The organism is Glycomyces amatae (assembly GCF_020991375.1).
Lineage (GTDB): Bacteria > Actinomycetota > Actinomycetes > Mycobacteriales > Micromonosporaceae > Glycomyces > Glycomyces amatae.
In genome coordinates, this window is the sequence record NZ_JAJLQZ010000002.1 from 440568 (window position 1) to 466657 (window position 26090).

Sequence of the window (26090 nt, forward strand, 5' to 3'; positions counted from 1 at the left end):
TTCAGGCGGCCGGGACGACGTCGCCGTTCCGGGCGCCGCCGACGACATGGGCAGGGAGGGCGCGTTCGGTGCGCAGCAGGATGAGCCCGCCGGTGAGGACCGAGGCGGCCAGGAAGGCCCACAGCTGCCAGGCGCCGGCGTCGAGGAGGAACCCCAGGACCACCGGCGCGACGGTGCGGCACACGGCGGTCGAGAACTGGTACGTGGCGAGGTAGCGGCCCCGCAGGGGCTCGGGCGCGGCCTCCACGGCGAGGCTCTGGGCGGGCGCGGAGTGGACGAGCTCGGCGCCGGTGTAGACGACGGCGACGACCAGGACAGCGACGATCGCGGGCGCGCCGGCGCCGAGGGCGGGCAGGAACGCGAAGGCGGCGAAGGCGAGCGCGAACCCGGCGGCGCCGAGCGCGGCGCCGCGGGGGCGGCGGGCCCGGCGCATCCGGCGGGCGACGGGGACGCCGAGGAGCGCGACCATGGCGGTGTTGACGGCGAAGACGGCCCCGGCCATGGCGTCGGGGACGCCGACGTCGCGGGTGAGGAAGACCGGCAGGGCGATCGCCTGGGCGGTGTAGGCGAAGAAGATCAGGAAGTTCGCGGTCGCGAGCCGCAGGTAGAGCCGGTCGGCGGCGACGGCGCGGTAGCCGCCGCGGGGACGCCCGGGTCCGGGCGCGGGCCGGACGGCGGGCACGAGGGCGACGAGGACGGCGGCGGCCGCGAACGACCCGGCGAGGGCGAACGCGGCGGCAAGGTAACCGGTGTCCGTGCCGAAGGCGAGCATTCCGGCGGCGGCGAGGCTGCCGAGGCCCATGCCGCCGTTGCGGAGACTGCGGGTCCAGGCGAGGAGGCGGTCGCGTTCGGCGCCTCGGGCCATGTCGCCGATGAGGGCCTGTTGACTCGGGGCGGAGGCCCACATGGACACGGCGACGGTGAGCGCCACGGCCAGGAAGCCGGGGTAGGTGTCGGCGAGGGGGTAGAGCGCGAAGCCGAGGGCGCGCAGGGCGAGCGCGGCGAGGTAGACGCGGCGGCCGCCGAGCCGGTCGATGAGGGCGCCGACGGCGGGCATGGCGGCGAGGGCGCCGATCCCGGCGGCGGTGAGGCCCGCGCCGATCGCGGTGAGGGACTGATTCGTCAGGGCGTGGACGAACAGCATGGTCAGCGGCACGTAGACGCCGTCGCCGACCGCGTCGACGAGGCTCGCGGCGATGAAGCGGCGGCGGGCGGTGGCGGTGTTCACGGGAGCTCTCGTTCGGCGGCGGGTCAGGAGAGGGCGAGCGGGCCGCGGGGGCGCTTGAGCTCGGCGAAGACGTCCAGGTCCGCGAGGGTGCGGACGGCGTCGAAGAGGCGCGCGGCGGCGGCGCCTTCCGGGGCGGCGGTGAGCACCGGTCCGAAGTGGCCGGTGCCGTCGATGACGGTGATCGGGGTGCCGGCCTCCTCGCCGACGGCGTCCTGGCCGTCCCGGTGGCCGGCGCGCAGGGCCGCGTCGAAGGCGTCGGTGCGGGCCGCGTCGGCGAGGTCGGCGGGCAGTCCGGCCTCCGTGAGGGCGGCGGCGATGACGCGGTCGTGGTCCTTGTCGCGCTCGCGGTGGAGGCGGGTGCCCAGGGCGGTGTAGAGGTCGCGGAGGACGGCCTCGCCGTGGCGCTGCGCGGCGGCGGCGCAGACGCGGGCCGGGCCCCAGGCCCGGTCGTTGAACTCGCGGTACCAGAGCTCGAGTTCGCGGTGCTCGTTGAGGACCGACAGGCTCATGACCCGGAAGCGCAGGTCGATCGGGCGGTGCCGTTCGACCTCGAGGAGCCAGCGCGAGGTGATCCAGGCGAAGGGGCAGGACGGGTCGAAGTAGCAGGTCACCGAGGCAATTTTATCTTCCATGGAAGATATAATAGCTTCCACGGAAGCTATACTGCAAGTCATGGAATACGACGCGGTGGCGCACATGGCCGAGCAGTGGCGGCGCGAGCGCCCGGACCTGGACCCCTCGCCGATGCTGGTGGTGGGCAGGATGTTCCGGCTCGTAAACGAGTGGGACCGGCGGCTGCGCGGCCCGTTCGCCGAGGCCGGGCTCGGCAACGGGGACTTCGACGTGCTCGCGGCGCTGCGCAGGAGCGGCGAGCCCTACGCGCTCTCGGCGGGCGAGCTGAGCCGGACCGTCCTGGTGACGACCGGGGCGATCACGAAGCGGGTCGACCGGCTCGAGGCGGGCGGGTGGGCCGTCAGGTCGGTGGACGAGGAGGACTCGCGCGGGCGCCGGATCGCGTTGACCGAGGCCGGGATGCGGCTGGTCGACGAGCTGATGGCGGTGCACCTGGAGCATCAGGCGCGGCTCATCGGGCGGTTGGACGGGGACGAGCGCGGCGAACTGGCCCGGTTGCTGGCGAAGCTCGCCGAGGACGCCGTGTGAAGGCGCGCCTGGTCCGGGCGGCCGCGCGCGACAACGCCGAGTGGTGCGCCGCGATGTGCCGCGCGCACGGCGTGGAGAGCCGGTTCGCGGCCGGGGCGTGGGCCGCGGTGCGGCGCACGCCCCCGCTCTACCCCGACGCGGTGACGCTGGATCCCGGCGTCGCCCCCGATGACCTGCTGGCGCGGATCGACACCGGTACGCCGGGCGCCTCGGTGAAGGACGGCTTCGCCGACCTGGACCTGCGCCCGGCGGGCTTCCATGTGCTGTTCGCGGCGCAGTGGATCCACCGCCCGCCGGGCCCGCCGGGCACCGCGCCGGTGCTCGACTGGCGCGCGGCGGAGGACGCGGACGCGCTGCGCGCGTGGGCCGTCGCGTGGGACGGCGGGCAGGGGCACGCGGGCCTGTGGCGGCCGGAGCTGCTCGAGGCCCCGGAGGTGTCCGTGCTCAGTGGGCACGGCGCCGACGGGAGGGCGGCCGCGGGGGCGGTGGCGACCCGCCGGGACGCGGTGGTCGGCGTGTCCAACGTGTTCGGCGCCGACGCCTGGCCCGGCGTGCTGGACACGGTGCACCGGCGGTTCCCGGGCCTGCCGGTGGTCGGATACGAGCACGGCGGCGGCCTGGCGGCCGCCGAGCGCCACGGCTTCGCCCCGATCGGCCCGCTGCGGGTGTGGCTGCGCGGCTAGGCGGTCTCGCGCTCGGCGAGCCGTTTCAGGTTCAGCAGTTGGCGGCGGGCCATCACGAGGTCGCCGACCGATGCGAACGGCGCGATCCAGCGTCCGCGCGCGGCGACCACCTTGAGCAGCAGCCGCGTCGACTCCCCTTGGGGCACCAGGACGTAGGACAGGACCGCCCCCATGATCCGGCCCGTCAACTGCACCCCGGGGTCGACCGAGACGATGCGCCCGAGCGGGCGCCCGCCGGAGGCGGTGAACGGCTCGCCCGCGGCGGGCGGGGGAAGGTCGGCCAGGCGCCGCGGCGAGCGGCGCCCCCGATTGTCGATCAGGTCGTAGGAGTAGGGCGCCAGCCGGATCTGGGACACCCACGGCCACAGGCGATCGGGAGTGACCTCGACGGTGGTGCCGCGCCAGGCCTCGAGCACGGGGGCGGCCACGACGTCGTCGCAGGGGAACCGGCGCGCGACCTCGGCGTCGGTGACGCCCCAGCGGTCGCCGATCACCGCTCGGCCCCGCCGGTCCGCGCGGGCGGGACGATCCGGCGCACCGCTTCGGCCACGATCGCGGGGTCGTGCGGTTCGGTGTCGAGCGCGCGGTGGATGGTCAGGCCCTCGATGAGGGCGTCGACCATGCGCGCGGTGGCCGGGTCGAAATGCCGCTCCAGCGCCGCGCGGCTGCGCGCCATCCAGGCGTTCGTCAGCTCCCGGAACGCGGGCTCGCGCGCGGCGAGGGTGTACAGCTCGTGCGTGAGCACGAGGCTGCGCCGATCGTCGAAGACCGTGTCGGTGATGATCGCGACGACGGCGCGCTCGGCCGCCTCGGGGCCGTCGGCCGCGGCCATGGCCGCTTCGAACCCGTCGCCGACGGACGCGGCGAAGCGCGCGAACGCCTCCCGGAGCAGCTGGTCCATGCCGGAGAAGTGGTAGGTCATCGAGCCGAGGGGGACGTCCGCCGCGGCGGCGACCCGGCGGTGCGAGGTGCCCGCGACCCCCGACTCGGCGATCACGTCGAGGCACGCGTCGATGATCCGGTCCCTGCGGTCGGGGTCGAAGCGGCGCCCGGCGGGCGGGGACTCGTCAGGCATCGGCCTCCTCGACACTGCGGATCACGCGGGCCGGAACGCCCGCGGCGACGACGTTCGCGGGGAGGTCGCGGGTGACGACCGAGCCCGCGCCGACCACCGTATTCTCCCCTATGGAGACGCCGGGGCAGACGACGGCCCCGCCGCCGATCCACACGTTGTCGCCGATCGTGATCGGCTGCGCCGCTTCGAGCTTGTCGCGCCGCGGGCCCGGCGCGATCGGGTGGGTCGGAGTCAGCAGCTGCACGTTGGGGCCGATCTGGCAGTCCTCGCCGATGGTGATCGCGGCGACGTCGAGCGCCACGAGGCCGAAGTTGGCGAAGGAGCGGGCGCCGATGCGGATGTTGGAGCCGTAGTCGACGTGGAACGGCGGGCGGATGAACACGTCCTCCCCCAGTTCGCCGAGGAGTTCGGCCAGGTGCCCCCGGGCGGCGTCGTAGTCCTCGGCGAAGGCGGCGGCGTACCGCGCGGACAGGACGGCGGCGCGGCGCAGGAGCGCGCCGAGTTCGGGGTCGTCGACGATGTAGTAGTCCCCGGCGAGCATCCGCTCGCGCATCGTGCGGTCGTCGCCCGCGAAGTGGTCGGCAGCAGTCATGTGTACGATCGTACACTTTCGGTGTACGGTCGTGCGCATGACAGTTGACGCCCCGACGCGGCCGACTCCGGAACTGCGGCACGCCAGGGTCGCGGTCGCGGCCCTGTTCCTCACCAACGGCGCCCTCTTCGCCAACCTCGTGCCCCGCTTCCCCGAGATCAAGGACGGCCTCGGCCTCGACAACACCGCGTACGGCCTGGTCACCGCCGCGTTCCCGGCCGGGGCGATCGTGGTGGGCCTGGCGGCCGCCTGGATGATCCGGCGCTTCGGCTCGGCGCGGGCCGCGGTCGCCTCGACCGTGCTCACCGCGCTGGCGCTGTTCGCCGCGGTCCTGGTGGACGACGCGTTCGCCCTGGCCGGGCTGCTGTTCGCGGCGGGGGCCGCGGACGCGGTCACCGACGTCGCGCAGAACGCCCACGGCCTGCGCGTGCAGCGCGGGTACCGGCGCTCGATCATCAACTCGTTCCACGCGCTGTGGTCGATCGGCGCGGTCGCCGGCGGCGCGATGGCGGCGGGCGCGATCGCGCTCGACCTGTCGACGGGCGCGCACCTGGGCGCGACGGGGGCGCTGTGGTCGCTCGCCGCGATCGTCGCGCTCCGGTACTGCCTGCCCGGCCGCGATGACGAGGGCGCGACCGAACCCGAAGGAGGCCTTGCCGTCTCGAGGCGGCCGGTGATCGGCGTGCGCACGGTGCTCGTGCTCACGGCGCTGGTGGCCGTCGCGATCGGCGGCACGGTCGTGGAGAACGTCGGCAGCACCTGGGCGGCGCTGTTCCTCGCGGAGGACCTGGGCGCCCCCGCGACCCTGGCCGCCACCGGGTTCATCGCCATGGTCGGCGCGCAGTTCGTCGGCCGGCTCATCGGCGACCGCCTCGTGGACCGCTTCGGCCAGCGCGGGGTCGCCCGCGCGGGCGGCGTCCTCATCGCGGTCGGCATGGGCCTGGCGCTCGCGTTCCCGACGGTGCCCGGCGCCGTGGCGGGCTTCGCCGCGGCGGGGCTCGGCAGCGCGACGCTGGTCCCGGCCGCGATGCACGAGGCCGACGAACTGCCCGGCCTGCGGGCCGGGACGGGCCTGACGGTGGTCTCCTGGCTCATGCGGCTCGGGTTCCTGCTGACGCCGCCGCTGGTGGGGCTGGTCGCCGACGCGGCGGGCCTGCGCGCGGGCCTGCTGGCCGTCCCGATCGCGGGGGTGACGGTGGTGCTGCTGGCCGGGGTCCTCCAGGTCCGGCGCGAGACGGTGGCGCCGGTCGCGGTGCGGCAGCCGGTCGGCTAGGTTTCATGACCCGGGTGGGGCCGCACCCGAGGCCGTCCGTCCGCTCGGGAGGCGGAGGGAAGCCCGGCCGCCGGGGTGGTGACCGGGCTTTTCGACGACGCGGTGAGCGGCCCCGGGTGGCGGCGGGCCGGATGCGGGCCGGCCGGGTCATGGGGCGCGGCTTAGGCCCGGCCGGACCCGCGGGGTCCGGCCGGGCCGGTCGGCTCAGCCCTTCGCCCAGGCGCCTTCGGCGGCGGCGCGGGCCGCCCAGTCGGCGAAGGCCACCGGCGGGCGGCCGAGGACCCGCTCGACGCCGTCGGCGACATCGGCGATCCTGCCTTCGCGCATCACCTGGAACATCACGTTGAGGAACGCGATCAGCGGCTCGGGCAGGCCCGCGGAGCGCATCCCGGCGTCGTGCTCCTCGGCGCTCTCGGTCCGGAAGGCGACCGGAATGCCGGAGGCCTTGGCGATGATGTCGACGACCTCGGCGAAGGAGAGGGCCTCCGGTCCGCTCAGTTCGTAGACCTTGCCGTGGTGGCCGTCCTCGGTCAGGACCGCGGCGGCGACGGCCGCGATGTCGTCGGCGTCGATGGAGGGCTCCACGACGCCCTCGACCGGCAGCGCCAGCTCCCCGGCGAGGATCGCGCCCCGGTAGTCGCCCTCGCTGAAGTTCTGGTTGAAGTTGTTAGCCTGCAGGACGGTCCATTCGGCGTCCGAGCCCTGGACGGCGTTCTGCGCGGCGTGCATGCCGATCGCGTCGGGGCCGACGCCCGCCGCCTCGGTGAGGACTTCGATGCGCCGCCCCGACTGGGAGACCAGGCGGCGCGCGCCCGCCGCGACGGCCGCGGCGGCGAAGGCCTCGGCCGGGAACGGCTCGTCCGGCGGGATCACGTAGACGGCGGCGACGCCGTCGAGGGCCGCGGCCCAGGTGGACTCGTCGTGCCAGTCGAAGGGGATCGCGGTGCTGCGAGAGACGCCGCGCACGTCGTGCCCGGCGGCGGTGAGACGGGCGGTGAGGCGGCGGCCGACCTTGCCGGTGGCGCCGGTGACGAGGATGGTGTCCGTGGTTTCGATGCTCATGTCCCCTAGTCAAGTCGAGAAAGGGCCCCGAGCCCATCGGTGCGACGCCACGATGGATGCGCGATCGTCTACACCGAACCGACCGAAGGCTGCGCGTCACCGCCTTCGGCCTCCCGCGCCGCCTCCTCGGGGTCGGCGGCCGCGGCGTAGCGTTCGGCGAGTCGGCGCAGGAGGTCCCGCAGTTCGGGCGGGCTCTCGACGGTGAACGGCGTGTCGAGAGCGCTGAGGTGGTTCACCAGGTCCCGCAGGGAGTCGCTGCCGGTGCGCAGCAGGCACTCCCCATCGGACACGGGTTCGATGAGGCCGCTGCCGGGCGGCAGGGCCTCCGCGGCGGCCTCGGCGGACATCGGCAGCCGGATGACCGCCCGGTGCGCCCACGCGGTCTGGCCGATGCCCCGCAGGACGTGCGCGACGGCCTCCTCCGGGGGCTCCCTCGGGGTGAAGCGGGGACCGTTCGGAGTGCGGAGGCGCACGCGGTCCACGCGGAAGGTCCGCCAGTCGCCCCGGTCGGCGTCCCAGGCGAGCAGGTACCAGCGCCGTCCGGTGTAGACCAGGCGGTGCGGTTCGGCGCGCCGCCGCGTCTCCTCCCCCGCCCGGTCCAGGTAGTCGAACCGCAGCTGCTCGCGGCGGTGCACCGCCTCGGCGATCGCGGCCAGGACCGCGGGGGGCACGGTCGGGCCCGCCGCGGCGGCCGAGGCCGTGGCCGAGCGCAGCGCGTCGATGCGGCGGCGCAGGCGCGAGGGCATCGTCTGCTCCAGTTTCACCAGCGCCCGCAGCGAGGTCTCCTCGATGCCGGCGACGGTGCCCGAGGCCGCCGCGCGCAGGCCCACGGCCACGGCGATCGCCTCCTCGTCGTCGAGGAGCAGCGGCGGCAGGGCGCTGCCCGCCTCGAGGCGGTACCCGCCCGCGGCGCCGGGCACCGACCGGACGCGGTAGCCGAGGCGGCGCAGGCGGTCGATGTCGCTGCGCACGGTCCGGGTCGTCACGTCCAGGCGCTCGGCCAGCGCCGCGCCCGTCCAGTCGCGCTGCGCCTGCAAGAGGGCGAGGACGCGCAGCAGCCGCGCCGAGGTCTCCAGCATTCACCGATTCTCGCATCGATCGCGGAAGCGGATCTTCCGCAACGGCCCCTACCTTGGGGGCGACCACGAGAGATGAGGAGCCGCCATGATGCGGGGATTCGCGACCATCACCTATTTCGCCGACGACCTGGACGCGGCCGAGGCCTGGTACACCGAGCTGCTCGGCCTGCCGCCCTACTTCGAGGTGCCCGGCGGTTACGTCGAGTTCCGCTTCGGCGACCACTCGCAGGAGCTGGGGATCATCGAGGGCGGCTGGGCGCCCCACGACATGGGCGCCGCGCCGGGCGGGCAGATCGCCTACTGGCACGTGGACGACCTCGACGCGGCGATCGCGCGCCTCGCCTCCTTGGGCGCGAAGGAGTACGAGCCGAAGACCGTGCGCGGGCCGGGGTTCGTGACCGCGTCCTTCGTGGACCCGTTCGGGAACGTCCTCGGCGTCATGTACAACCAGCACTACCTCGACGTGCTCGCCGGGCGGGAGGCGCCGTGACCGTGCTCGCGTACGCGTAGCGGCCCGTCGGCGCCGCGGCCCGGGCCCGGTCCCGGGCCGCGCGGGCCCGGCGGCGATGATGGCGGGGCCCGCGCAGAGGAGGAAGCATGAACGCACCCGGACAGGCCCGGCGGCCCCAGACGACGATCTTCACGCAGATGTCGGCGCTCGCGCAGGAGCACGGCGCGGTGAACCTCGGCCAGGGGTTCCCCGACGAGTCGGGGCCGGCGCACATCGTCGAGGCCGCCGCGGCCGCCATGCGCGAGGGCCGGAACCAGTACCCGCCGATGCCCGGCATTCCCGAACTGCGCCAAGCGATCAGCGCGCACCAGCGCCACTGGTACGGGCTCGAGCCCGACCCGGGCGAGGGCGTCGTCGTCACCGCGGGGGCCACCGAGGCGATCGCGGCCTCGATGCTCGCGCTGGTCGAACCGGGCGACGAGGTGATCGCGTTCGAGCCGTTCTACGACTCGTACAAGGCGAGCGTGGAGCTGGCCGGAGGCGTCATCGTGCCGGTGCGGCTGGAGGCCCCGGGGTACCGGCCCGACCTGGACCGGCTGCGGGCGTCGGTCACCGAGCGGACCCGGGTGCTGCTGGTCAACTCGCCGCACAACCCCACCGGCACCGTGTTCACCCGCGAGGAGCTCGAGGCCGTCGCCGCGGTCGCGGTCGAGCGGGACCTCGTGGTGGTGACCGACGAGGTGTACGAGCACCTCGTCTTCGACGGGCGCGAGCACGTGCCGCTCGCCGGGTTCGCGGGGATGTGGGACCGGACGGTGACGATCGGCTCGGCCGGGAAGACCTTCTCGCTGACGGGCTGGAAGATCGGCTGGGCCTCGGGGCCCGCGCACCTGGTCGACCGGGTGAAGGCGGTGAAGCAGTACCTGTCGTTCGCGTCCGGCACGCCGTTCCAGCACGGGATCGCGACCGCGCTGTCCATCGGGGACGAGTACTACCGGGAGCTGGCCGCGGGCTACGAGCGGCGCCGGGACCTCATGGTCGCGGGGCTCGCCGGCATCGGGTTCTCCGTGCGCGAACCGGAGGGCACGTACTTCGTGACGACCGGGATCGAACCGCTCGGGTACGGCGACGGCATGGCGTTCTGCCTCGAGCTGCCCGAGCGGTGCGGGGTCGTGGCCGTCCCGACGCAGGTGTTCTACGCGGACGGGGAGACCGCGCGCCCGGAGGTCCGGTTCGCGTTCTGCAAGCCGGTCGCGGTGATCGAGGAGGGCCTGGAGCGGCTCCGCCGGGGGCTGGGGCGCGGGTGAGGCGGGCCGGGGCCCGATGTCCGCGCCGATCCGGCCGGCCGCGAGGCCTGCCGCCCGAGCCGTCCGCGTGCCCGCCCGCCGCCGGGGCGCGCCCGGGCGCGGACGGTAGGGTGGCTCGCATGCCGCTCGGATTCCTGCCCCCGCCCGCCGTTTAAGGCGGGCATCTGATCCCATCGCCGCGCACCGCGTCGACGGTGCGCGCTCCGGGCGTGCCCGCAGACGAGAGCACTCTTTCCGCGACTCTCCTCTGGAGCATGCATGTCCGCTGTCCGACCGATCCTCGGCGCGCCCTCGGTGCGCGGGGCCGCGACCGGGTCCGCCACCAAGCGCGGCCTCGCCTACCTCACCGTCACCGGGCTCGCCTGGGGCACCACCGGCGCCGCCGCCGACCTCGTCTACCGCGCCGGGGACCTCGGTCCCGCGGCCGTCTCGTTCTGGCGCCACCTCGGCGGCCTCGCGCTGCTCCTGGCCTTCGCCGCGATCCGGCCCCGGCGGCCGCGGGCCCGCTCCGCGAGGCCGTTCCACCGACGCGCCGCACTGCTGGTCGGCGTGGGCGTCGGCATGGCGGTCTTCCAGACCGCGTACTTCGCCGCCGTCGAGGCCACCGGCGTCGCGGCGGCCACGCTGCTGACGCTCGGGGCCGGGCCGATCCTCACCGCCGCCGGCGGCCGGGCCCTCCTCGGCGAGCGGCTCGGCCGCGGCGGCCTCGTCGCCGTCGCCGGGGCCCTCGCCGGGCTCGGGGTCCTGGTGGGGGCCAACGCGCCCGGCGTCATCGAGCCGTCCGGTGCGGCCTATGCGCTGCTGTCGGCCGCGGGGTACGCGGTCGTGACGCTCCTGGGCCGCCTCACCGGACGCTCCGGCGACGGCGAGGACCCGTTCACGCTGACCATGTGGTCCTTCGGGATCGGCGCGGCCGTGCTGCTGGCGCCCGCCTGGTTCGAAGGGCTCGCGCCGCAGGGCGGCGACGCGCCGCGGACGGTGCTGATCCTCGGCTACCTCGCGGCGTTCACCACCGCGCTGGCGTACCCGCTCTACTTCGCGGGCGCCGCCCGCGTGCGGGCCGCGACCGCGTCGGTGATGATGCTCATCGAACCGGTCACCGCCGCGTTCCTGGCGGTGGCGTTCCTCGGGGAGGCGTTCACGGCCGCGACCGCCGCGGGTTCGCTGATCCTGCTCGGGTCGATCGCGGCGCTGGCCGCGGTGGAGTCGCGGCGGCGGTGAGGCCGCCGGTCGGCTCCGCCGGTACCGGTGGGGCCGGCCGCTCCCGCGGAGGTTCACTCGCGGCCGAAGGCCAGGCCCTTGGCGTGGAACAGCCCGAGCAGGAGCACGCCGACCGCGACCGCGGCCCCGCCGGGCGCCGGTGCGGCGGGGACGTCGGCCGCCAGGAGCGCCAAGGCGCCGAGGCAGATGCCCGACCACCCCGCGACGAGGTTCGGGACGGGACCGGAGCCGAAGACGGTCGGGTACGGCTCCCTGGTGATGCCTTTGACGAAGTGGGGTATGCCGTTGCCGATCATGAGGCCGGCCAGGAGGCCGAGGGCGATGGCTTGGATCACGGGGTGCTCCGTTCGGGGGTGAACCCGCGGACGGTGAGGTCCACGAGGAGGCGCAGGCGCGCGCGCATCCGGTCGGCGGTGGCGCTGGACCGGGCGATGCCGACCATGGCGTCGGTGAGCAGCGCCGCGGCGTCCTCGGCGGTCACGGCGCCGAGGTCGAGTTCGCGGGCGTCGGCGAGGACCGAGGCGACCAGGTCCGTGTACGCGGCCTCCGAGGCGGCGACCAGGTCGGCCGCGACCGCGGCCGCCTCGCGGACGAGCTCGTGCCGGTGGTCGGGGGCGACGGCGGCCGCGGCGAAGTCGAGCTTGACGGCCAGGAGGTTGAAGAGCCGGTCGGCGGTGGTCGCCCCGGTCGCCCCCGCGGCGGCCGCGGCGGCGTGCAGTTCGGCGCCGACGCGGGCGGCCACGGCGCGGAACACCGCGTCCTTGTTCGGGAAGTACTGGTAGACGGCCGGGCGCGAGAGGCCGGCGGCGTTCGCGATCATGTCCATCGTGGTCTTGCGGTGCCCGTAGCGTCCGAAGACGGGCGCGGCCGCGGCCGCGATGGCCTCGCGGGCGGTCTCGGCGCGGTTCGTCATGCTGACATTCTTTATTCATAATGTCAGTTTGTCAAGTCGTGGGCGTGGAAAAGGGCCGGCCGTCCGGCCGGCCCTTCCCGTTGCGGATCAGGTGGCGGTGAGGAAGCCCGTCTCCAGCATGATGATCACGGCGACGCCGAGGATGCAGCGGTACCAGACGAAGATGAAGACGCTGTGCTTCGCGACCCACTTGAGCATCCAGTGCACCGCCCCGAGGCCCACGAAGAACGCCACGATCGTGGCCACGAGCATCTGCGCGCCGCTGGGCACCGAGCCCTCCGTGACGGGTTCGAAGACGTCGCCGAGGCTCAGGATGCCCGCGCCGTAGACCGCCGGGAGCGCCAGCAGGAACGAGTACCTGGCGGCGACCGCGCGGTCGAGGTTGATGAACAGGCCCGCGGTGATGGTGGCGCCCGAGCGCGAGACGCCGGGGATGAGCGCGCCCGCCTGCGCGAAGCCGAGGATGAGGCCGTCCTTCATGCGGAAGTCGCCCCAGGTGCGGGTCTTGCGGCCGACGAGTTCGGCCAGCGCGAGGAGGAGGCCGAAGAAGATGAGGCTGAAGGAGACCAGCCACAGGTTGCGGGCGCCTTCGCGGATCGCGTCCTGGAAGATCAGTCCGAAGAAGACGATCGGGAGGGTGCCGATGATGACGTACCAGCCCAGGCGGTAGTCGGTCTCGTTGCGCAGCTCCTTGTCGCGCAGGCCCTTCCACCAGGCCACGAGGATGCGGACGATGTCCTTCCAGAAGTAGAGGAGGACCGCCGTCTCGGTGCCCAGCTGCGTGACCGCCGTGAAGGAGGCGCCGGCGTCCTCCTCGAAGAACAGCGCCGAGGTCAGGCGGAGGTGCGCCGAGGAGGAGATCGGCAGCATCTCGGTCAGGCCCTGGACGATCCCGAGCACGATGGCCTCGAACCAGGTCATGTCGACCATCCGGCCACCTCCGTCCGCACACGGAACCGGCAGGGGGATGTGTACATGTGAGCTTCTTTCGTCATTTCGACGTCGGGGAGTCGCTGCCGCCGTCTCTCGGCACCCGGCGCGACTGGGACATCTTGCCAGATCCGTCCCTGTGACCGTCTCCTGTACACCCGCGAGTGAGACCGATCGCGAGCGGAGACGACCGGCGGCGCCGACCCGAACGCGGTCGGCGCCGCCGGAGACCTGACCGCGTCGCATGGCAGGAACAGTCGGTCGGCCTGCGGGCCCGCGCGGCGGGCCCGGTTATGACACGCACTCTACGAGCCGCGAGTCCGGCTTGTCAGCGATTCGGATGATTCAGGCGGATTGGGGTGTGGTGCGCCTCGGCGTCAGGCGGCCGTCAAAAGCGCGGCGGCGCGCGTAGCGATGGCGTCAGGCCCTCTGGCCAGGGGCCCCGCCGCGGCGTTCACTCGGTTCCGCCGGGGCCGATCGCCCCGGCGGCGGCCCTCGGCCGCCCCCCACGCAGAGGAGAAGGAAGCCATGCCCGATCTCGCCCACCTCGCGCTGACGGTGGCCTGTTTCATCGTCCTGGCCCTGGTCGTCAAGGCGGTGGAGAAGCTGTGAGCGCCGTCGGCGCCGTCCTCGCCGTCCTCATCGGCGTCTACCTCGTGGTCGCCCTGCTGAAACCGGAGCGGTTCTGATGGGCGAGACCACCGCGGGCGTCGTCTTCATCGCCGCGATGATCGCGGCGCTCGCCGCGAGCCACGGACCGCTCGGCGACCACATCCACCGGGTCCTCACCCGCGAGCGCCACTACAAGGCAGAGCGCGGCCTCTACAGGGCCATGGGCGTCCGCCCCGGCGAGGAGCAGCACTGGGCGGGGTACGCGCGCAGCGTGCTGGCCTTCTCGGCCCTGAGCGTACTGGCGCTGTACCTCCTCCAGCGGGCCCAGGGGTCGCTGCCGCTGAGCAACGGGTTCACCGGGGTCGAACCGGGGCTCGCGTGGAACACCGCGGTCAGCTTCACCGCGAACACCAACTGGCAGGCGTACTCGGGCGAGTCCACGATGGGCGTCCTGGTCCAGACCGCCGGCCTGTCGGTGCAGAACTTCGCGTCCGCCGCCGTCGGCATCGCCGTCGCCGCGGCGCTGATGCGCGGCTTCGCCCGCAAGACCACCGACGCGCTCGGGAACTTCTGGGCGGACCTGACCCGGATCACCCTGTGGGTGCTGCTGCCGATCGCGTTCGTCGGCGCGGTCGTCCTCGTCGCCGGCGGCGCGGTCCAGAACCTCACCGCCTTCACGGGCGCGACCACCGCCGCCGGGGACGCGCAGACCCTCCCCGGCGGGCTCGTCGCGAGCCAGGAGGCGATCAAGAACCTCGGCACCAACGGCGGCGGGCCGTTCAACGCCAACGCGGCGCACCCGTTCGAGAACCCGTCCGGCTGGACGAACTTCATCCTGGTCTACCTGATCCTGGTCGTCCCGTTCTCGATGCCGCGCGTCTTCGGCCGCATGGTCGGCGACCGGCGCCAGGGGCGCGCCGTCGCGGCGGCCATGGCCGTCATCGCCCTGGTCTCGACCGGGCTGGTCCTCGGCTTCGAGTCCTTCGCGAACGGCACCGTCCCGCAGGCGGTCGCGGCCGCCATGGAGGGCAAGGAGGTCCGCTTCGGCGTCGCGGACTCCGGCGTCTTCGCCGCCGCGACCACCTTGACGTCGACGGGCTCGGTGAACTCCTTCCACGACTCGTACACGTCGTTCGGCGGCGGGGTGCTGATGCTGAACATGATGCTCGGCGAGGTCGCCTCCGGCGGCGTCGGCGCGGGGCTGTACGGCCTGCTGGTGCTCGCGGTCGTCACCGTGTTCATCGCCGGGCTCATGGTCGGGCGCACGCCCGAGTACCTGGGCAAGAAGATCGGCGGCCGCGAGATCAAGCTCGCCGGCCTGTACTTCCTGGTGACGCCCGCGCTCGTGCTCATCGGCCTGGCCGCCTCGCTCGCGGTGCCGGCCAACCTGGAGTCCATGCAGGACGCGGGGCCGCACGGCCTCTCGGAGCTGCTGTACGCCTTCACCTCCGCGTCGAACAACAACGGCTCGGCCTTCGCCGGGTTCGGGGCGGACACGCCGTGGTTCAACACCGCGCTGGGCCTGTGCATGCTGTTCGGCCGGTTCCTGCCGATCATCCTGGTGCTCGCCCTCGCCGGCTCGCTGGCGCGGCAGCGGCCCGTCCCGGCCACCGCGGGGACCTTCCCGACCCACAGGCCGCTGTTCGTCGGCATGGTCGTGGGCGTGACGGTCGTCCTCGTCGCCCTGACCTTCCTTCCCGTCCTCGCCCTCGGCCCGCTGGCCGACGGGCTGCAATAGGAGGCGTCCGCACATGTCAAGCACGGCAACCGCGCCCACCGCGGCGCCCCGGAGCCGGAACGGGCTCCTGGACCCCCGGCAGTGGGCGGGATCCGCACCCGCCGCACTGCGCAAGCTCGACCCGCGCCTCATGTGGCGCAACCCGGTCATGTTCATCGTCGAGATCGGCGCGGCCTTCACGACCGCGCTCGCGATCGCCGACCCGACCCCGTTCGCCTGGACCATCACGGCGTGGCTGTGGCTGACGGTGCTGTTCGCCAACGCGGCCGAGGCCGTCGCCGAGGGCCGCGGCAAGGCCCAGGCCGACTCGCTGCGCCGGGCCAGGACCGACACCGTGGCGCGGAAGCTCGCGGTGCAGGACCCCGGCATCGGCTCCCCCCGGGTGGCGACGGTCGAGGTCCCGGCGCCGGAACTGGTGCGCGGCGACCACGTCCTGGTCGAGGCGGGGCAGACGATCCCCGGGGACGGCGACGTCGTCACCGGCATCGCGAGCGTGGACGAGTCGGCGATCACCGGCGAGTCCGCGCCCGTCATCCGCGAGTCCGGCGGCGACCGCTGCGCGGTCATGGGCGGCACGAGGGTCCTCTCGGACTGGGTCGTCGTCCGGATCACCGCCGAGCCCGGCAGGTCCTTCCTGGACCGGATGATCGCCCTCGTGGAGGGCTCGGAACGGCGCAGGACGCCCAACGAGATCGCTCTGAACATCCTGCTCTCGGCGATGACGGTCATCTTCCTGCTGGCCGTGGTCACCATGCAGCCCGCAGCGGTCTTCTCCAAGGACCACATGGCCGCCGCCCAGGACTCGACGGTCCTGAACCAGGACGGGGTCACCGGTATCGTGCTGATCTCGCTGCTGGTGTGCCTCATCCCGACCACCATCGGGGCGCTCCTGAGCGCCATCGGCATCGCCGGGATGGACCGGCTCGTGCAGCGCAACGTGCTGGCCATGTCCGGCCGGGCCGTGGAGGCCGCCGGCGACGTCGACACGCTCCTGCTGGACAAGACCGGCACCGTCACCTACGGCAACCGCCGCGCGTCCGCGTTCCTGCCGGTCCCCGGCGCCGGCGGGCGGGAGCTCGCGGACGCCGCGCAGCTCTCCAGCCTCGCCGACGAGACCCCCGAGGGGCGCTCGATCACGGTGTACGCCAAGGAGGCGTACGGGCTGCGGGAACGGGCCGAGGGAGCGCTCGCGCACGCCGAGTGGATCGCGTTCTCGGCGCAGACCCGCATGTCCGGCGTGGACCTGGTCGAGCACGGCTCGACGCACCGCATCCGCAAGGGGGCGGCCGCGGCCGTCATCGCCTGGGTCGGCGACGAGGGCGGCGATGCGGACCCGCGCGTGGACGACCTGGTCGACCAGGTCTCGCGCGAGGGCGGCACGCCGCTGGTCGTCGCCGGGCACCGGGACGGCGAGCGGGCCCGCGTCCTCGGGGTGGTCCACCTCAAGGACGTCGTCAAGGAGGGCATGGCCGAGCGGTTCGCCCGCCTGCGGGCCATGGGCATCCGCACCGTCATGGTCACCGGCGACAACCCGCGCACCGCGGAGGCCGTCGCGGCCGAGGCCGGCGTCGACGACTTCCTCGCCGAGGCGAGGCCCGAGGACAAGCTGGCGCTCATCAAGCGCGAGCAGGACGCCGGGCGCATGGTCGCCATGACCGGCGACGGCACCAACGACGCGCCCGCGCTCGCCGCGGCCGACGTCGGCGTCGCGATGAACACCGGCACCTCGGCGGCCAAGGAGGCCGGGAACATGGTCGACCTCGACTCCGACCCGACCAAGCTCATCGAGATCGTCGCCATCGGCAAGCAGCTGCTGACGACCTTCTCGGTCGCCAACGACGTCGCCAAGTACTTCGCGATCATCCCGGCGATCTTCGCCGCGGTCTACCCGGGCCTGGACGCGCTCAACGTCATGCGCCTGTCCAGTCCGGAGTCGGCGATCGTCTCGGCGGTGGTCTTCAACGCGGTCGTCATCGTCGCACTGGTCCCGCTGGCCCTCAAGGGCGTCGCCCACAGGCCCGGCCCGGCCTCCTCGCTCCTGCGCAGGAACCTGCTGGTCTACGGCCTCGGCGGGATCGCCGCCCCGTTCATCGGCATCAAGCTCATCGACCTCGCGGTCGCCCTCATCCCAGGGATCGGTTCATGACACGTCTGCCCCGCTGGGTCCCCCAGCACTTCGCCGCAGTGCGGGCACTGCTGGTGCTCACCGCCGTCACCGGCGTCCTGTACCCGCTGGCGGTCCTCGCGGCCGCCCAGCTCCCGGGCCTGAACGACAAGGCCGAGGGGTCGCTCCTCCACGACGGGGACGGCGCCGTGGTCGGCTCGTCCCTGATCGGGCAGTCCTTCACCGACGACGAGGGCGCGGCGCTGCCGGGGTACTTCCAGTCGCGCCCGTCCATAGCCGCCGGGGACGGCGGCGACTACGACCCGACGGCCTCGGGGGCCTCGAACTTCGGACCGGAGAACGTGGTCGACGCGCTGCCCGATCCCGGACTCGGGTGGGAGGGCGACGAGGACGCCGCCAAGAGCCTGCTCACGCAGGTGTGCGAGCGCTCGTACGAGATCGGGGAGCGGGAGGGCGTGGACGGCTCCCGGCCGTACTGCGCCGAGTCCGGGGACGGCGCCGTGGGCGCGGTCCTCGGGGTGTTCCGCTCCGGCGGCGTCACCGGCGAGGCGACGCGGGCGGTGAGCCTCAACGAGGCCTGCGGCTCGGTGGAGGCGCCGTTCCTCGCCGAGTACGAGGGCGTGCCGGTCGAGTGCGCCGAGTACGGCGAGGACTACGCGAAGGCGGTCGTCACGCCGGTCGAGGGCGACGCGGGCGAACCGGAGGTCCCGGCCGACGCGGTGACCGCCTCGGGCTCGGGGCTCGACCCGCACATCTCCCCCGCGTACGCCGGCCTCCAGGTCGACCGGGTCGCGGCCGAGCGCGGCGCGGGCGCCCGGGAGGTCGCGGCGCTGGTCGAGGAGCACACGACGGGACGGTTCCTCGGGTTCATGGGGGAACCGGCGGTGAACGTCCTCGAGCTCAACCTGGCCCTGGACGAGGCGTATCCGCTTTCTTAGGGCCGCAATGGAAACGGGGCGGACGCGATATGCGCGTCGCGTCCGCCCCTCCCTCATCGCCCGACCGGGGTCAGGACCGGAACCACTTCTGCGCGGGGTTGCCGCTGCAGGTGACTATCTGGAGGTTCGTGCCGTCGGCCGAGTTGGCCCACGGCACGTCGAGGCACTTGTTCGCCTGCGGGTTCACCAGGTCGTTCGCGCCCGAGAGGACCCATTTCTGGGCCCCGGAGCCGTTGCAGTTCCACAATCGGACCGGGGTGCCGTCGGCGGTCCCGCCGTTCGCGACGTCGAGGCACTTGCCGAGGGCCCGGAGGGACCCGTCGCTCGCGAAGGTCCACTGCTGGGCGGCGGTGCCGTTGCAGTGGTAGAGCTGGACGGGCGTGCCGTTCGCGGTGCCCGAGCCCTCGACGTCCAGGCACTTGCCGGCCAGGCCGGTGATCGCCCCGCCCGAACTGGTCGCCCCCGAGTAGACGCGGACGTAGTCGATCTTCATCTGCTGCGGGAACTGCGTGGAGCCGTCGGGGTAGCCGGGCCAGTTCCCGCCGACCGCGACGTTCATGATCATGAAGAACGGGTGGTCGAAGACCCACTCGTTGCCGCCGATGTCGGCCGTGGACTTGGTCTGGTAGTTGACGCCGTCGACCGACCAGGTGATCGAGTTCGGCGACCAGTCGACCGCGAACGTGTGGAAGCCGTTCGCGAACGGCTGCCCGATCGTGTGGGAACCGGTGACGCCCGCGCCGCCGGAGTAGCCGGGGCCGTGGAGGGTGCCGTGGACGGTGTTCGGCTCGTGGCCGACGTTCTCCATGATGTCGATCTCGCCGCTCTGCGGCCAGCCGACCTGGCCGAGGTCGTCGCCGAGCATCCAGAAGGCGGGCCAGATGCCCTGGCCGCGCGGGATCTGGATGCGGGCCTCGAAGCGGCCGTACGCCTGGGTGAACGTGCCGGAGGTGAGCAGCCGCGCCGAGGTGTACTGGCAGGTCCCGTACCAGCACTGGTAGTTGGACGGGTTCTCGCGGCGGGCGGTGATGACCATGTTGCCGCTGCCGTCGTGGGCGGCGTTGCTCGTCGAGTCGGTGTAGTACTGGTGCTCGTTGTTGCCCCAGCCTCCGCCGCCGATGTCGTAGCGCCACTTGGAGGAGTCGGGCGGGGTGCCCGCGCCGGCGTTGAACTCGTCGCTCCAGGTCAGGGCCATGGCCTGCACGTCGGCGGCGTCCACGTCCTGGGCGTCCGCGGGGCGGTCGAGGTTGACGGTGACGATGGTCGCGGCGGCCGCGACGGCGGCCGCGGCCAGTGCGAGGAGGCGGACGGTCCGGCCGCGCCTGGGCCGGGTGGTGACGGGGTCTCGGGGTGGTCTCACGGAGGCGTCCTCTCGTTCCGCGGGAGAGGGAGCGCTGCTGTCGGTCATGGAGGCATGACATTCAGAGAGCGCTCTCTCTAAATATTCTTATCTTTTTATCATCGGCATAGATCCTTGTCAATAGGATGAATTCGGGCGGGGGCCGCGGTCGCCCGCGGCCCCCGGTGGGTCAGCCCTTCACGGCGCCGCCGAGGCTCGCGCCGTTGAGGAACAGGCGCTGGAAGACCAGGAACAGCGCGATCGGGATCAGCGAGGAGATCGCCAGCGCCGCCAGGAACACGTCGAGCTCCACGAACTGCTGGAGGATCGGCAGCCGCACCGAGAGCGGCTGGCGGTCCGGGTCGGGCAGCACCAGCATCGGCCAGAGGAAGTCCTTCCAGGAGGCGATGACGGCGAAGACCGAGACCACGCCGATGATCGGGCGCGACATCGGCAGCACGATCGACCAGAACAGGCGGTAGGGCCCGGCGCCGTCCACTCGGGCCGCCTCGAAGATCTCCCTGGGCAGGTTCGCGAAGAACCGCTGCATGAGCAGCACGTTGAACGCGTTGGCCCCGGCGGGGAGCCAGATCGCCCAGAACGTGTTGAGCATCGAGGTGCCGACCACGGGCGGGTCCAGGATCGTGAGGTACAGCGGGACGAGCAGGACCACGCTGGGCACGAACAGGGTCGCGAGCACCGCGCCGGAGACGAGCTTGCCGAGCCGGGGGCGCAGGACCGCGAGCGCGTAGCCGCCGGTGGCGGCGACCAGGAGCTGCACGGCCCAGGAGCCCGCGGCGAGGGCGATGGTGTTGAAGAAGTACTTGTCGATCTCGACGCGGGTCCACGCCTCCGCCAGGTTGGCGAAGTCGAACCCGTTGGGCCAGAAGGCCATGGGCTGACGGAGCGTGTCCTGGGTGGGCGTGACGGCGGCCTTGGCGAGCCAGAGCATCGGGCCGAGGCCGGCGACGGCGAGGCCCGCCAGGAGCAGGCCGTGGGAGATGCGCGCGCTCCAGCGGACGCTGGGGCGCTTCCAGTCGGTGGGGGCGAGGAGCCCCCTGTCGGTCCTCGCGCTCATCAGCTGCTCCAGGATCGGGTGAGGCGGAAGTACAGCACGGAGAAGCCCGTCAGGACCACGGCGAGCATGAGGCTCAGGGCCGCCGCGGCGCCGTAGTCGCCGCCGAGCGAGTTGGTGAACGCGTACCGGTAGATGAGCAGCAGCAGCGTCAGGGTCCGGTTCGCGGGCCCCCCGTCGGTGAACAGGAACGGCTCCAGGAAGACCTGGGCGGTCCCGATGATCTGGAGGATGAAGGTCACCAGCAGGATGCCGCGCAGCTGCGGGAGCGTGATGTGCCAGAGCTTGCGCCACACGCCGCCGCCGTCGATCTCGGCCGCCTCGTAGAGGCTCGGGTCGACCCCGGTGAGGGCGGCGAGGTAGATGATGACGGTGCCGCCCGCGGCCGCCCAGGTCGCCTCGAGCACCAGCGAGGGCATGACGATGTCGGCGTCCTGGAGCCAGGCGACCGGGCCGATCCCGAACCAGCCGAGGACCGTGTTGAACACGCCGTCCTCGCCGGCGTCGTAGAACAGCTTCCACAGCAGGACCGCGACGACCGGGGGCACCACGACCGGCAGGTAGGCGAGGGCGCTGAACAGGCCGCGCATCTTGCGGACCTCGCTCATGAGCACGGCGGCCACGAGCGGGACCGGGTAGCCGAAGAGCAGCGCCAGGACCGCGAAGTAGAGGGTGTTCTGGGCGGCGGTCCACAGCTGCGGGTCGGCGAAGACCTGCTGGAAGTTCGCGAACCCGACGAAGACGGGGTCGGAGACCAGGTTGGTGCGCTGGAAGCTCATCACCACGGCGCGTCCGATGGGGAGCCAGGAGAACACGCCGAAGATCACGAGCATGGGGGCCAGGAACACCAGTGTGGGGAGTCCGGCGCGGGCGCGGGCGAGCGGGCCGCCCCGGCGGCCGGGCCGGGCCGCGGTGCGCGGCCCGGTCCGGTCGCCGGTGACACCGGCGGGACGGGTGTCGGTCGAGGTCATGTCGGTCTTCCGCTACGCGGCCGCGTCGATCGCGGCCTGGGCCTCGGTCTGCGCCGTCTCGAGCAGGGCGTCGACGTCCGCGCCCTCCTCGGTGAGCACGGTCTGGACGACCGTGTCGAGGACGCCGTAGACCTCCTGGGTGGCGACGGTGGGCTCGTTGAGCAGCGGCTGGTCGAAGACCTGCCCGGTGTAGGGCGCCATCTGGTCGACGGGCACGTTGACGTAGTCGGCGATCCAGGTCTGGACCTCGTCGTAGGTCGCCTTGTCGAACACCGGGAGCTCCGGGGCCCCGACGGGCTGGCCGGTCTCGGCCTTGACCTCGGCGTCGGCGACCGCGGCCTCCTGGACGGTGAGCTTCTCCATGTAGTAGAAGTCGATCCACTTCACGGCCGCGGCCTGCTCGTCGGCCTCGGCGTTCGGGCTCACCGCGGCGAGGGTGCCGCCGCCGAGGACGCCCGCGTTCGGGTCGTCGGCCAGCGGGAGCACCGTCAGTCCGTAGTCGTCCGGGTTGAGGGCGTTCTGGGTGAACAGGTTCCCGTAGTTGCCGCCGCCCGAGACGTACATGCCGATGCGGCCCGAGGCGAAGTCCTGGTTGATGGTCGCCCAGTCGTACAGGAAGTTGTCGCCCATGGAGCCGTCGTCCCAGCGCATGGCCTGGAGGTCGGCCAGGGCCTGGCGCATCTGCGGCGTGTCGACGGTGGCGGTGCCGTTCCCGTCGTCGGTGCGCCCGCCGAGGGCGTTGACGACGGTGGTGAGGATCCAGCCGCCGGTGTTGTCGTTGGTCATCACCGCGTAGCCGGCCTCGCCGGTCTCGGCGGCGATCCGGTCGGCCGCGGCGCGGACCTCCTCCCAGGTGGTCGGCGGGGCGTCGGGGTCGAGCCCGGCGGCCTCGAAGAGGGTGCGGTTGTAGTGCAGCCCCTGGCCGTAGGCGGCGATCGGGACCGCCCACAGGTCGCCCTCGGCGTCCTCGCCGGCGGCGGCGATGTTCGGGTTGTACGCGTCGCGGTAGGGCAGTTCGGCGGTGAGGTCGCCGATGTCGGCGATCTGGCCGCGCTCGATGAGGCCGCGCCCGTCGGTGAAGGGGACGGTGAAGACGTCCGGGAGGGTGCCGCCCGCGAGCTGGGCGGTGAAGGTCCCGGCGGTCCAGGTGTACTCCTGGGTCTCCACCGCGATGTCGGGGTTGGCCTCCTCGAACTGCTCGATGCGCGTGTTGAACGCGTCGATGGCGTCCTGCTCGAGCCCGGCGTCGATGGTGACGGTGATGTGGGTGCGCCCGTCGTCGGGTTCGTCGTCCGAGCAGGCGGCGAGGCCCGCCACGGTGAGGGCCGCCGCGGCCACGGCGGCCGCTGCGCGAGAGGTTGTCATTGGTTGCTCCTTGTTTCGGTTTCGGATTGGAGAGGGGTCGGCGGTCAGGTCCGCAGCCACGCGGCGGTGTCCTTCGGGAGGGCACCGCCTTCCAGGGGGCCGCTGGCGAGCAGCACCTCGGTGTGGGCGGGCAGGTCCGCCGGCGCGTCGGCGAAGTTGACGACGCAGGTGACGTCCTCGCCCCGCCGGAAGGCGAGGGCGCCGGGCGCGGTCTCGGTCCAGGCGAACGCGTCGCCGCGCAGCGCCGGTTCGGCGCGGCGCAGGCGGATCGCCCGGCGGTAGAGGGTCAGGAAGGAGCCGGGGTCGGACTCCTGGGTCTGGGCCGCGTGGCCGCCCCAGTCCTGGGGCTGGGGCAGCCACGGGGCGGCGGCGGCCTCGCCGCTGAACCCGAAGGTCGGGCCGGTCGCGGTCCACGGCAGGGGGACGCGGCAGCCGTCGCGGCCGGGGTCGACGCCGCCGGAGCGGAAGTGCATGGGGTCCTCGCGGGCGCCGTCGGGGAGGTCCTCCACTTCGGGCAGGCCGAGCTCGTCGCCCTGGTAGACGTAGAGGACGCCGGGGAGGGCGGCGGTGAGCAGCGCGGCGGCGCGGGCGCGGCGGGCGCCGAGGGCGAGGTCGGTGGGGGTGCCGAACCGCTTGTCGGCGAAGGCGAACGAGGTGTCCTCGCGGCCGTAGCGGGTGACCGGGCGGGTCACGTCGTGGTTGGACAGGACCCAGGTCGGCGGGGCGCTCACCGCGGCGTGGGCCGCGAAGGTGGACCGGATCGACGCGGCCAGCGCCTCGGCGTCCCAGGGGCGGGACATGAAGTCGAAGTTGAAGGCCATGTGCATCTCGTCGTCGCGCAGGTAGCGGACGAAGCGGTCGGTGTCCTCCAGCCAGACCTCGCCGACGAGGAGCCGGGGCTCGTCGTAGGAGTCGGCGATCTTGCGCCAGCGGCGGTAGACGTCGTGGACCTCGTCGCGGTCGAGGTGGGGGTGGCGCCCGGGAGGGTGCGCCTCCCCCACCTCGGGGAGGGACGGGTCCTTGGCGAGCATGGAGGCCGAGTCGATGCGGACGCCGGCGACGCCGCGGTCGTACCAGAAGCGGAGCACCGCCTCGTGCTCGGCGGCGACGTCGGGGTGGTTCCAGTTGAGGTCGGGCTGCTCGGGGGCGAACATGTGCAGGTACCACTGGCCGGGCCGCCCGTCGGGGCCGGTGGTGCGGGTCCAGGTGTCGCCGCCGAAGCTGGAGGACCAGTTGGTGGGAATGGTGTCGCCGCCGGGGCCCTTGCCGTCGTGAAACCAGAAGCGGTCGCGGGCGGGGTCGCCGGGCGGGGCGGCGAGGGCCTCGCGGAACCAGGCGTGGTCGGCGGAGACGTGGTTGGGGACGATGTCCACGATGGTGCGGATGCCGAGGCGGAGGGCGTCGGCGATGAGCGCCTCGGCGTCCTCGAGGGTGCCGAAGGCGGGGTCGATGGCGCGGTAGTCGGCCACGTCGTAGCCGCCGTCGGCCTGGGGCGAGCGGTACCAGGGGGTGAACCACAGGGCGTCGACGCCGAGTTCGGCGAGGTAGGGCAGGTGCCGCCGGACCCCCGCGAGGTCGCCGGTGCCGTCGCCGTCGGCGTCCGCGAAGCTGCGCGGGTAGACCTGGTAGATCACCGCGTTCCGCCACCAGCCGGTGTCGCTGGTGCGCTGTGCCGAGTGCAATGTCGCTCCGTTCCTCGTCGTTGTGCTGTCGAGCGCCACGCCTGTAGGGGCCGGGGCATGGTGAATCCCCAGCACATGATAGGTTTAGCGCTATACCTAGGTCGGAAGCTTAGACCGTAGATGTCACACTTGTCAACGGCGGATTTCCGGCATCCGCCGCGACAGCGTTTGCCGAGGGCGGACGCGCTTGGAGAGGGGTCCTCTTGGCCGTCACTTTGAAGGACATCGCCGCCGAGGCCGGCGTCAGCCTCATGACCGTGTCCAACGTGGTCAACGGGAAGCAGGCGCGGGTCTCCGCGGCCACCCGGGAGCGCATCCTGCGGATCGTCAAGGACCGCGGCTACGTGCCCAGCGCCTCGGCCCGCAGCCTCGCGGCGCGGTCGTCGCGGCTGGTGGGCCTGCTCGTGCCCGCCGAGGGCGAGGCCAGCCTGACGATCGACCCGCACACCGTCGAGGTCGTCGGCATGCTCGAGCGCGAGCTGCGTCGGCTCGACTACCACCTGATGCTGCGCGGCATCGCCCGCCGCAAGGAGATCACCGAGGCGCTCAAGTCCTGGAACCTCGACGGCGCGGTCCTGCTGGGGTTCCAGGACGCCGAGATCGACCGGCTCGACGCCGGGGCCATCGGCGGCGTGGCCCTGGTGGCCATGGACTCGTACTCGGCGAACCCGCTGGCCCTCGAGGTCCGCTCCGACGACTTCGGCGGGGCCGAGCTGGCGGTCAGGCACCTGGTCGCCCTGGGCCACCGGCGGATCGCCTTCGCCGGGCCGGGCTTCTCCGCCACCGGCGTCGTGCGCAAGCGCTACGAGGGCTACCGGAAGGTCCTGGCCGAGAACGGCATCGAGGTGGACGACGCGTTGGTCACCACCGTCGAGATCGGACACGACGAGGGACTGGCGTACGGGCGGCGCCTCGCCCGCGAGCGGCCCGACGTGACGGCCGTGTTCACCACGGCGGACATCCTGGCGATCGGCGTGATCGAAGGCCTCGCGGCCGAGGGCCGTTCAGTGCCGGGGGACGTCTCGGTGATCGGGTACGACAACGCCGACATCGCCGCCTACGTGACGCCGAAGCTCACCACCGTGGCGCAGGACCTGCCGGGCAAGGCCGCGGAGGCGGTGCGGCTCATGATGGACCGCCTCGCCGGGAAGGAGCGCCCGGAGCGCGCGACCGCGCTGGGGGTGCGCCTGGTCGAGCGCGGCACGGCCGCTCCCCCGCCCCGGCGAGGGGGGAGCGGCCGCTGAACCCGGTCGAGGGGGTGAGACGGCCC

The 26090-nt window shown here is 73.3% G+C and carries 27 protein-coding genes; 12 read left to right on the forward strand and 15 right to left on the reverse strand.

Annotated elements, in window-relative coordinates; genetic code table 11:
- Position 1: 1 nt before the first annotated feature.
- The gene (locus LO763_RS04925; protein ID WP_230600833.1) at positions 2-1228 is read right to left on the reverse strand and encodes an MFS transporter; all 1227 of its coding nucleotides are present in this window, start codon (positions 1226-1228) and stop codon (positions 2-4) included.
- A gap of 23 nt (positions 1229-1251) precedes the next feature.
- Positions 1252-1860, reverse strand: coding sequence for a mycothiol-dependent nitroreductase Rv2466c family protein (locus LO763_RS04930; RefSeq protein WP_230600834.1), 609 nt, complete (start codon positions 1858-1860; stop codon positions 1252-1254).
- Positions 1861-1900: 40 nt separating this feature from the next.
- Between LO763_RS04930 and LO763_RS04935 the strand changes: the two genes are divergently transcribed.
- Together LO763_RS04935 and LO763_RS04940 are read left to right on the forward strand one after the other, a co-directional pair.
- Positions 1901-2389: a MarR family winged helix-turn-helix transcriptional regulator gene (locus LO763_RS04935; RefSeq protein WP_230600835.1), complete on the forward strand. Its 489-nt coding sequence runs from the start codon at positions 1901-1903 to the stop codon at positions 2387-2389.
- 53 nt (positions 2390-2442) lie between these two features.
- Positions 2443-3072 (forward strand): hypothetical protein, encoded by a 630-nt coding sequence (locus tag LO763_RS04940; RefSeq protein WP_369431919.1) that lies wholly within the window; start codon positions 2443-2445, stop codon positions 3070-3072.
- Here the strand turns inward: LO763_RS04940 and LO763_RS04945 are convergent.
- The 3 genes from LO763_RS04945 to LO763_RS04955 are packed head-to-tail and all read right to left on the reverse strand — an operon-like array spanning position 3069 to position 4739.
- Positions 3069-3566, reverse strand: coding sequence for a hypothetical protein (locus tag LO763_RS04945; protein ID WP_230600837.1), 498 nt, complete (start codon positions 3564-3566; stop codon positions 3069-3071). The two genes, LO763_RS04940 and LO763_RS04945, sit on opposite strands and share 4 nt — an antisense overlap.
- A complete protein-coding gene (locus LO763_RS04950; RefSeq protein WP_230600838.1) occupies positions 3563-4147 on the reverse strand; it encodes a TetR/AcrR family transcriptional regulator in 585 nt (194 codons plus the stop codon). Before LO763_RS04950 ends, LO763_RS04945 begins: the two co-directional genes overlap by 4 nt.
- Positions 4140-4739, reverse strand: coding sequence for a sugar O-acetyltransferase (locus LO763_RS04955; RefSeq protein ID WP_230600839.1), 600 nt, complete (start codon positions 4737-4739; stop codon positions 4140-4142). The genes LO763_RS04950 and LO763_RS04955 overlap by 8 nt, the downstream gene beginning before the upstream one ends.
- A 37-nt stretch (positions 4740-4776) precedes the next feature.
- On the opposite strand from LO763_RS04955, the gene LO763_RS04960 reads away from it, so the two are divergent.
- Positions 4777-6012, forward strand: a complete 1236-nt coding sequence (locus tag LO763_RS04960; RefSeq protein WP_230600840.1) for an MFS transporter — start codon at positions 4777-4779, stop codon at positions 6010-6012.
- Positions 6013-6216: 204 nt separating this feature from the next.
- On the opposite strand, the gene LO763_RS04965 is transcribed toward LO763_RS04960, so the two are convergent.
- Together LO763_RS04965 and LO763_RS04970 are read right to left on the reverse strand one after the other, a co-directional pair.
- Entirely contained in the window at positions 6217-7074 is an 858-nt protein-coding gene (locus tag LO763_RS04965) for an NAD(P)H-binding protein (protein ID WP_230600841.1), read from the reverse strand.
- Positions 7075-7142: 68 nt separating this feature from the next.
- Positions 7143-8153, reverse strand: coding sequence for a helix-turn-helix transcriptional regulator (locus LO763_RS04970; RefSeq protein ID WP_230600842.1), 1011 nt, complete (start codon positions 8151-8153; stop codon positions 7143-7145).
- An 85-nt stretch (positions 8154-8238) separates the two neighbouring features.
- Between LO763_RS04970 and LO763_RS04975 the strand changes: the two genes are divergently transcribed.
- The 3 genes from LO763_RS04975 (at position 8239) to LO763_RS04985 (ending at position 11132) form a co-directional block, all read left to right on the forward strand.
- Entirely contained in the window at positions 8239-8643 is a 405-nt protein-coding gene (locus LO763_RS04975; RefSeq protein ID WP_230600843.1) for a VOC family protein, read from the forward strand.
- Positions 8644-8750: 107 nt separating this feature from the next.
- Positions 8751-9911, forward strand: a complete 1161-nt coding sequence (locus LO763_RS04980) for a pyridoxal phosphate-dependent aminotransferase (protein ID WP_230600844.1) — start codon at positions 8751-8753, stop codon at positions 9909-9911.
- A 258-nt stretch (positions 9912-10169) separates the two neighbouring features.
- Entirely contained in the window at positions 10170-11132 is a 963-nt protein-coding gene (locus LO763_RS04985) for a DMT family transporter (RefSeq protein ID WP_230600845.1), read from the forward strand.
- 53 nt (positions 11133-11185) lie between these two features.
- Here the strand turns inward: LO763_RS04985 and LO763_RS04990 are convergent, their stop codons facing one another.
- The 3 genes from LO763_RS04990 to LO763_RS05000 all read right to left on the reverse strand — a co-directional run bounded on the left by LO763_RS04990 (position 11186) and on the right by LO763_RS05000 (position 12966).
- The gene (locus LO763_RS04990; protein ID WP_230600846.1) at positions 11186-11467 is read right to left on the reverse strand and encodes a hypothetical protein; all 282 of its coding nucleotides are present in this window, start codon (positions 11465-11467) and stop codon (positions 11186-11188) included.
- Positions 11464-12045, reverse strand: coding sequence for a TetR/AcrR family transcriptional regulator (locus tag LO763_RS04995; protein WP_230600847.1), 582 nt, complete (start codon positions 12043-12045; stop codon positions 11464-11466). Before LO763_RS04995 ends, LO763_RS04990 begins: the two co-directional genes overlap by 4 nt.
- Before the next feature lie 87 nt (positions 12046-12132).
- Positions 12133-12966, reverse strand: coding sequence for an undecaprenyl-diphosphate phosphatase (locus LO763_RS05000; RefSeq protein ID WP_369431920.1), 834 nt, complete (start codon positions 12964-12966; stop codon positions 12133-12135).
- A 423-nt stretch (positions 12967-13389) separates the two neighbouring features.
- Here LO763_RS05000 and LO763_RS05005 point away from each other — a divergent pair, with 423 nt between their 5' ends.
- Genes LO763_RS05005 through LO763_RS05020 form a run of 5 tightly spaced genes read left to right on the forward strand, consistent with a single transcriptional unit; the run spans position 13390 to position 18388 of the window.
- The gene (locus LO763_RS05005) at positions 13390-13587 is read left to right on the forward strand and encodes a hypothetical protein (RefSeq protein ID WP_230600849.1); all 198 of its coding nucleotides are present in this window, start codon (positions 13390-13392) and stop codon (positions 13585-13587) included.
- Positions 13584-13664: a K(+)-transporting ATPase subunit F gene (gene kdpF, locus LO763_RS29595; RefSeq protein WP_369431921.1), complete on the forward strand. Its 81-nt coding sequence runs from the start codon at positions 13584-13586 to the stop codon at positions 13662-13664. The genes LO763_RS05005 and kdpF overlap by 4 nt, the downstream gene beginning before the upstream one ends.
- Complete coding sequence (gene kdpA, locus LO763_RS05010; RefSeq protein WP_230600850.1) at positions 13664-15325, forward strand: potassium-transporting ATPase subunit KdpA; 1662 nt, start codon at positions 13664-13666, stop codon at positions 15323-15325. The genes kdpF and kdpA overlap by 1 nt, the downstream gene beginning before the upstream one ends.
- Before the next feature lie 13 nt (positions 15326-15338).
- Positions 15339-17471 carry a potassium-transporting ATPase subunit KdpB gene (kdpB, locus tag LO763_RS05015; RefSeq protein WP_230600851.1) on the forward strand — a complete coding sequence of 711 codons (2133 nt, stop codon included), beginning with the start codon at positions 15339-15341 and terminating at the stop codon, positions 17469-17471.
- Positions 17468-18388 (forward strand): potassium-transporting ATPase subunit C, encoded by a 921-nt coding sequence (locus tag LO763_RS05020; protein ID WP_230600852.1) that lies wholly within the window; start codon positions 17468-17470, stop codon positions 18386-18388. The genes kdpB and LO763_RS05020 overlap by 4 nt, the downstream gene beginning before the upstream one ends.
- 70 nt (positions 18389-18458) lie before the next feature.
- Here LO763_RS05020 and LO763_RS05025 read toward each other — a convergent pair whose 3' ends face one another.
- From LO763_RS05025 to LO763_RS05045, 5 genes are all read right to left on the reverse strand, one after another.
- The gene (locus LO763_RS05025) at positions 18459-19748 is read right to left on the reverse strand and encodes a ricin-type beta-trefoil lectin domain protein (RefSeq protein ID WP_230600853.1); all 1290 of its coding nucleotides are present in this window, start codon (positions 19746-19748) and stop codon (positions 18459-18461) included.
- A 169-nt stretch (positions 19749-19917) separates the two neighbouring features.
- Positions 19918-20805 carry a carbohydrate ABC transporter permease gene (locus tag LO763_RS05030; RefSeq protein WP_230600854.1) on the reverse strand — a complete coding sequence of 296 codons (888 nt, stop codon included), beginning with the start codon at positions 20803-20805 and terminating at the stop codon, positions 19918-19920.
- Positions 20805-21773, reverse strand: a complete 969-nt coding sequence (locus LO763_RS05035) for a carbohydrate ABC transporter permease (protein ID WP_230600855.1) — start codon at positions 21771-21773, stop codon at positions 20805-20807. The genes LO763_RS05030 and LO763_RS05035 overlap by 1 nt, the downstream gene beginning before the upstream one ends.
- A 12-nt stretch (positions 21774-21785) precedes the next feature.
- Positions 21786-23138 carry an ABC transporter substrate-binding protein gene (locus LO763_RS05040; RefSeq protein ID WP_230600856.1) on the reverse strand — a complete coding sequence of 451 codons (1353 nt, stop codon included), beginning with the start codon at positions 23136-23138 and terminating at the stop codon, positions 21786-21788.
- A 44-nt stretch (positions 23139-23182) separates the two neighbouring features.
- Positions 23183-24820 (reverse strand): glycoside hydrolase family 13 protein, encoded by a 1638-nt coding sequence (locus tag LO763_RS05045; protein WP_230600857.1) that lies wholly within the window; start codon positions 24818-24820, stop codon positions 23183-23185.
- A gap of 203 nt (positions 24821-25023) precedes the next feature.
- Between LO763_RS05045 and LO763_RS05050 the strand changes: the two genes are divergently transcribed.
- Entirely contained in the window at positions 25024-26064 is a 1041-nt protein-coding gene (locus tag LO763_RS05050) for a LacI family DNA-binding transcriptional regulator (RefSeq protein ID WP_230600858.1), read from the forward strand.
- Positions 26065-26090 lie beyond the last annotated feature (26 nt).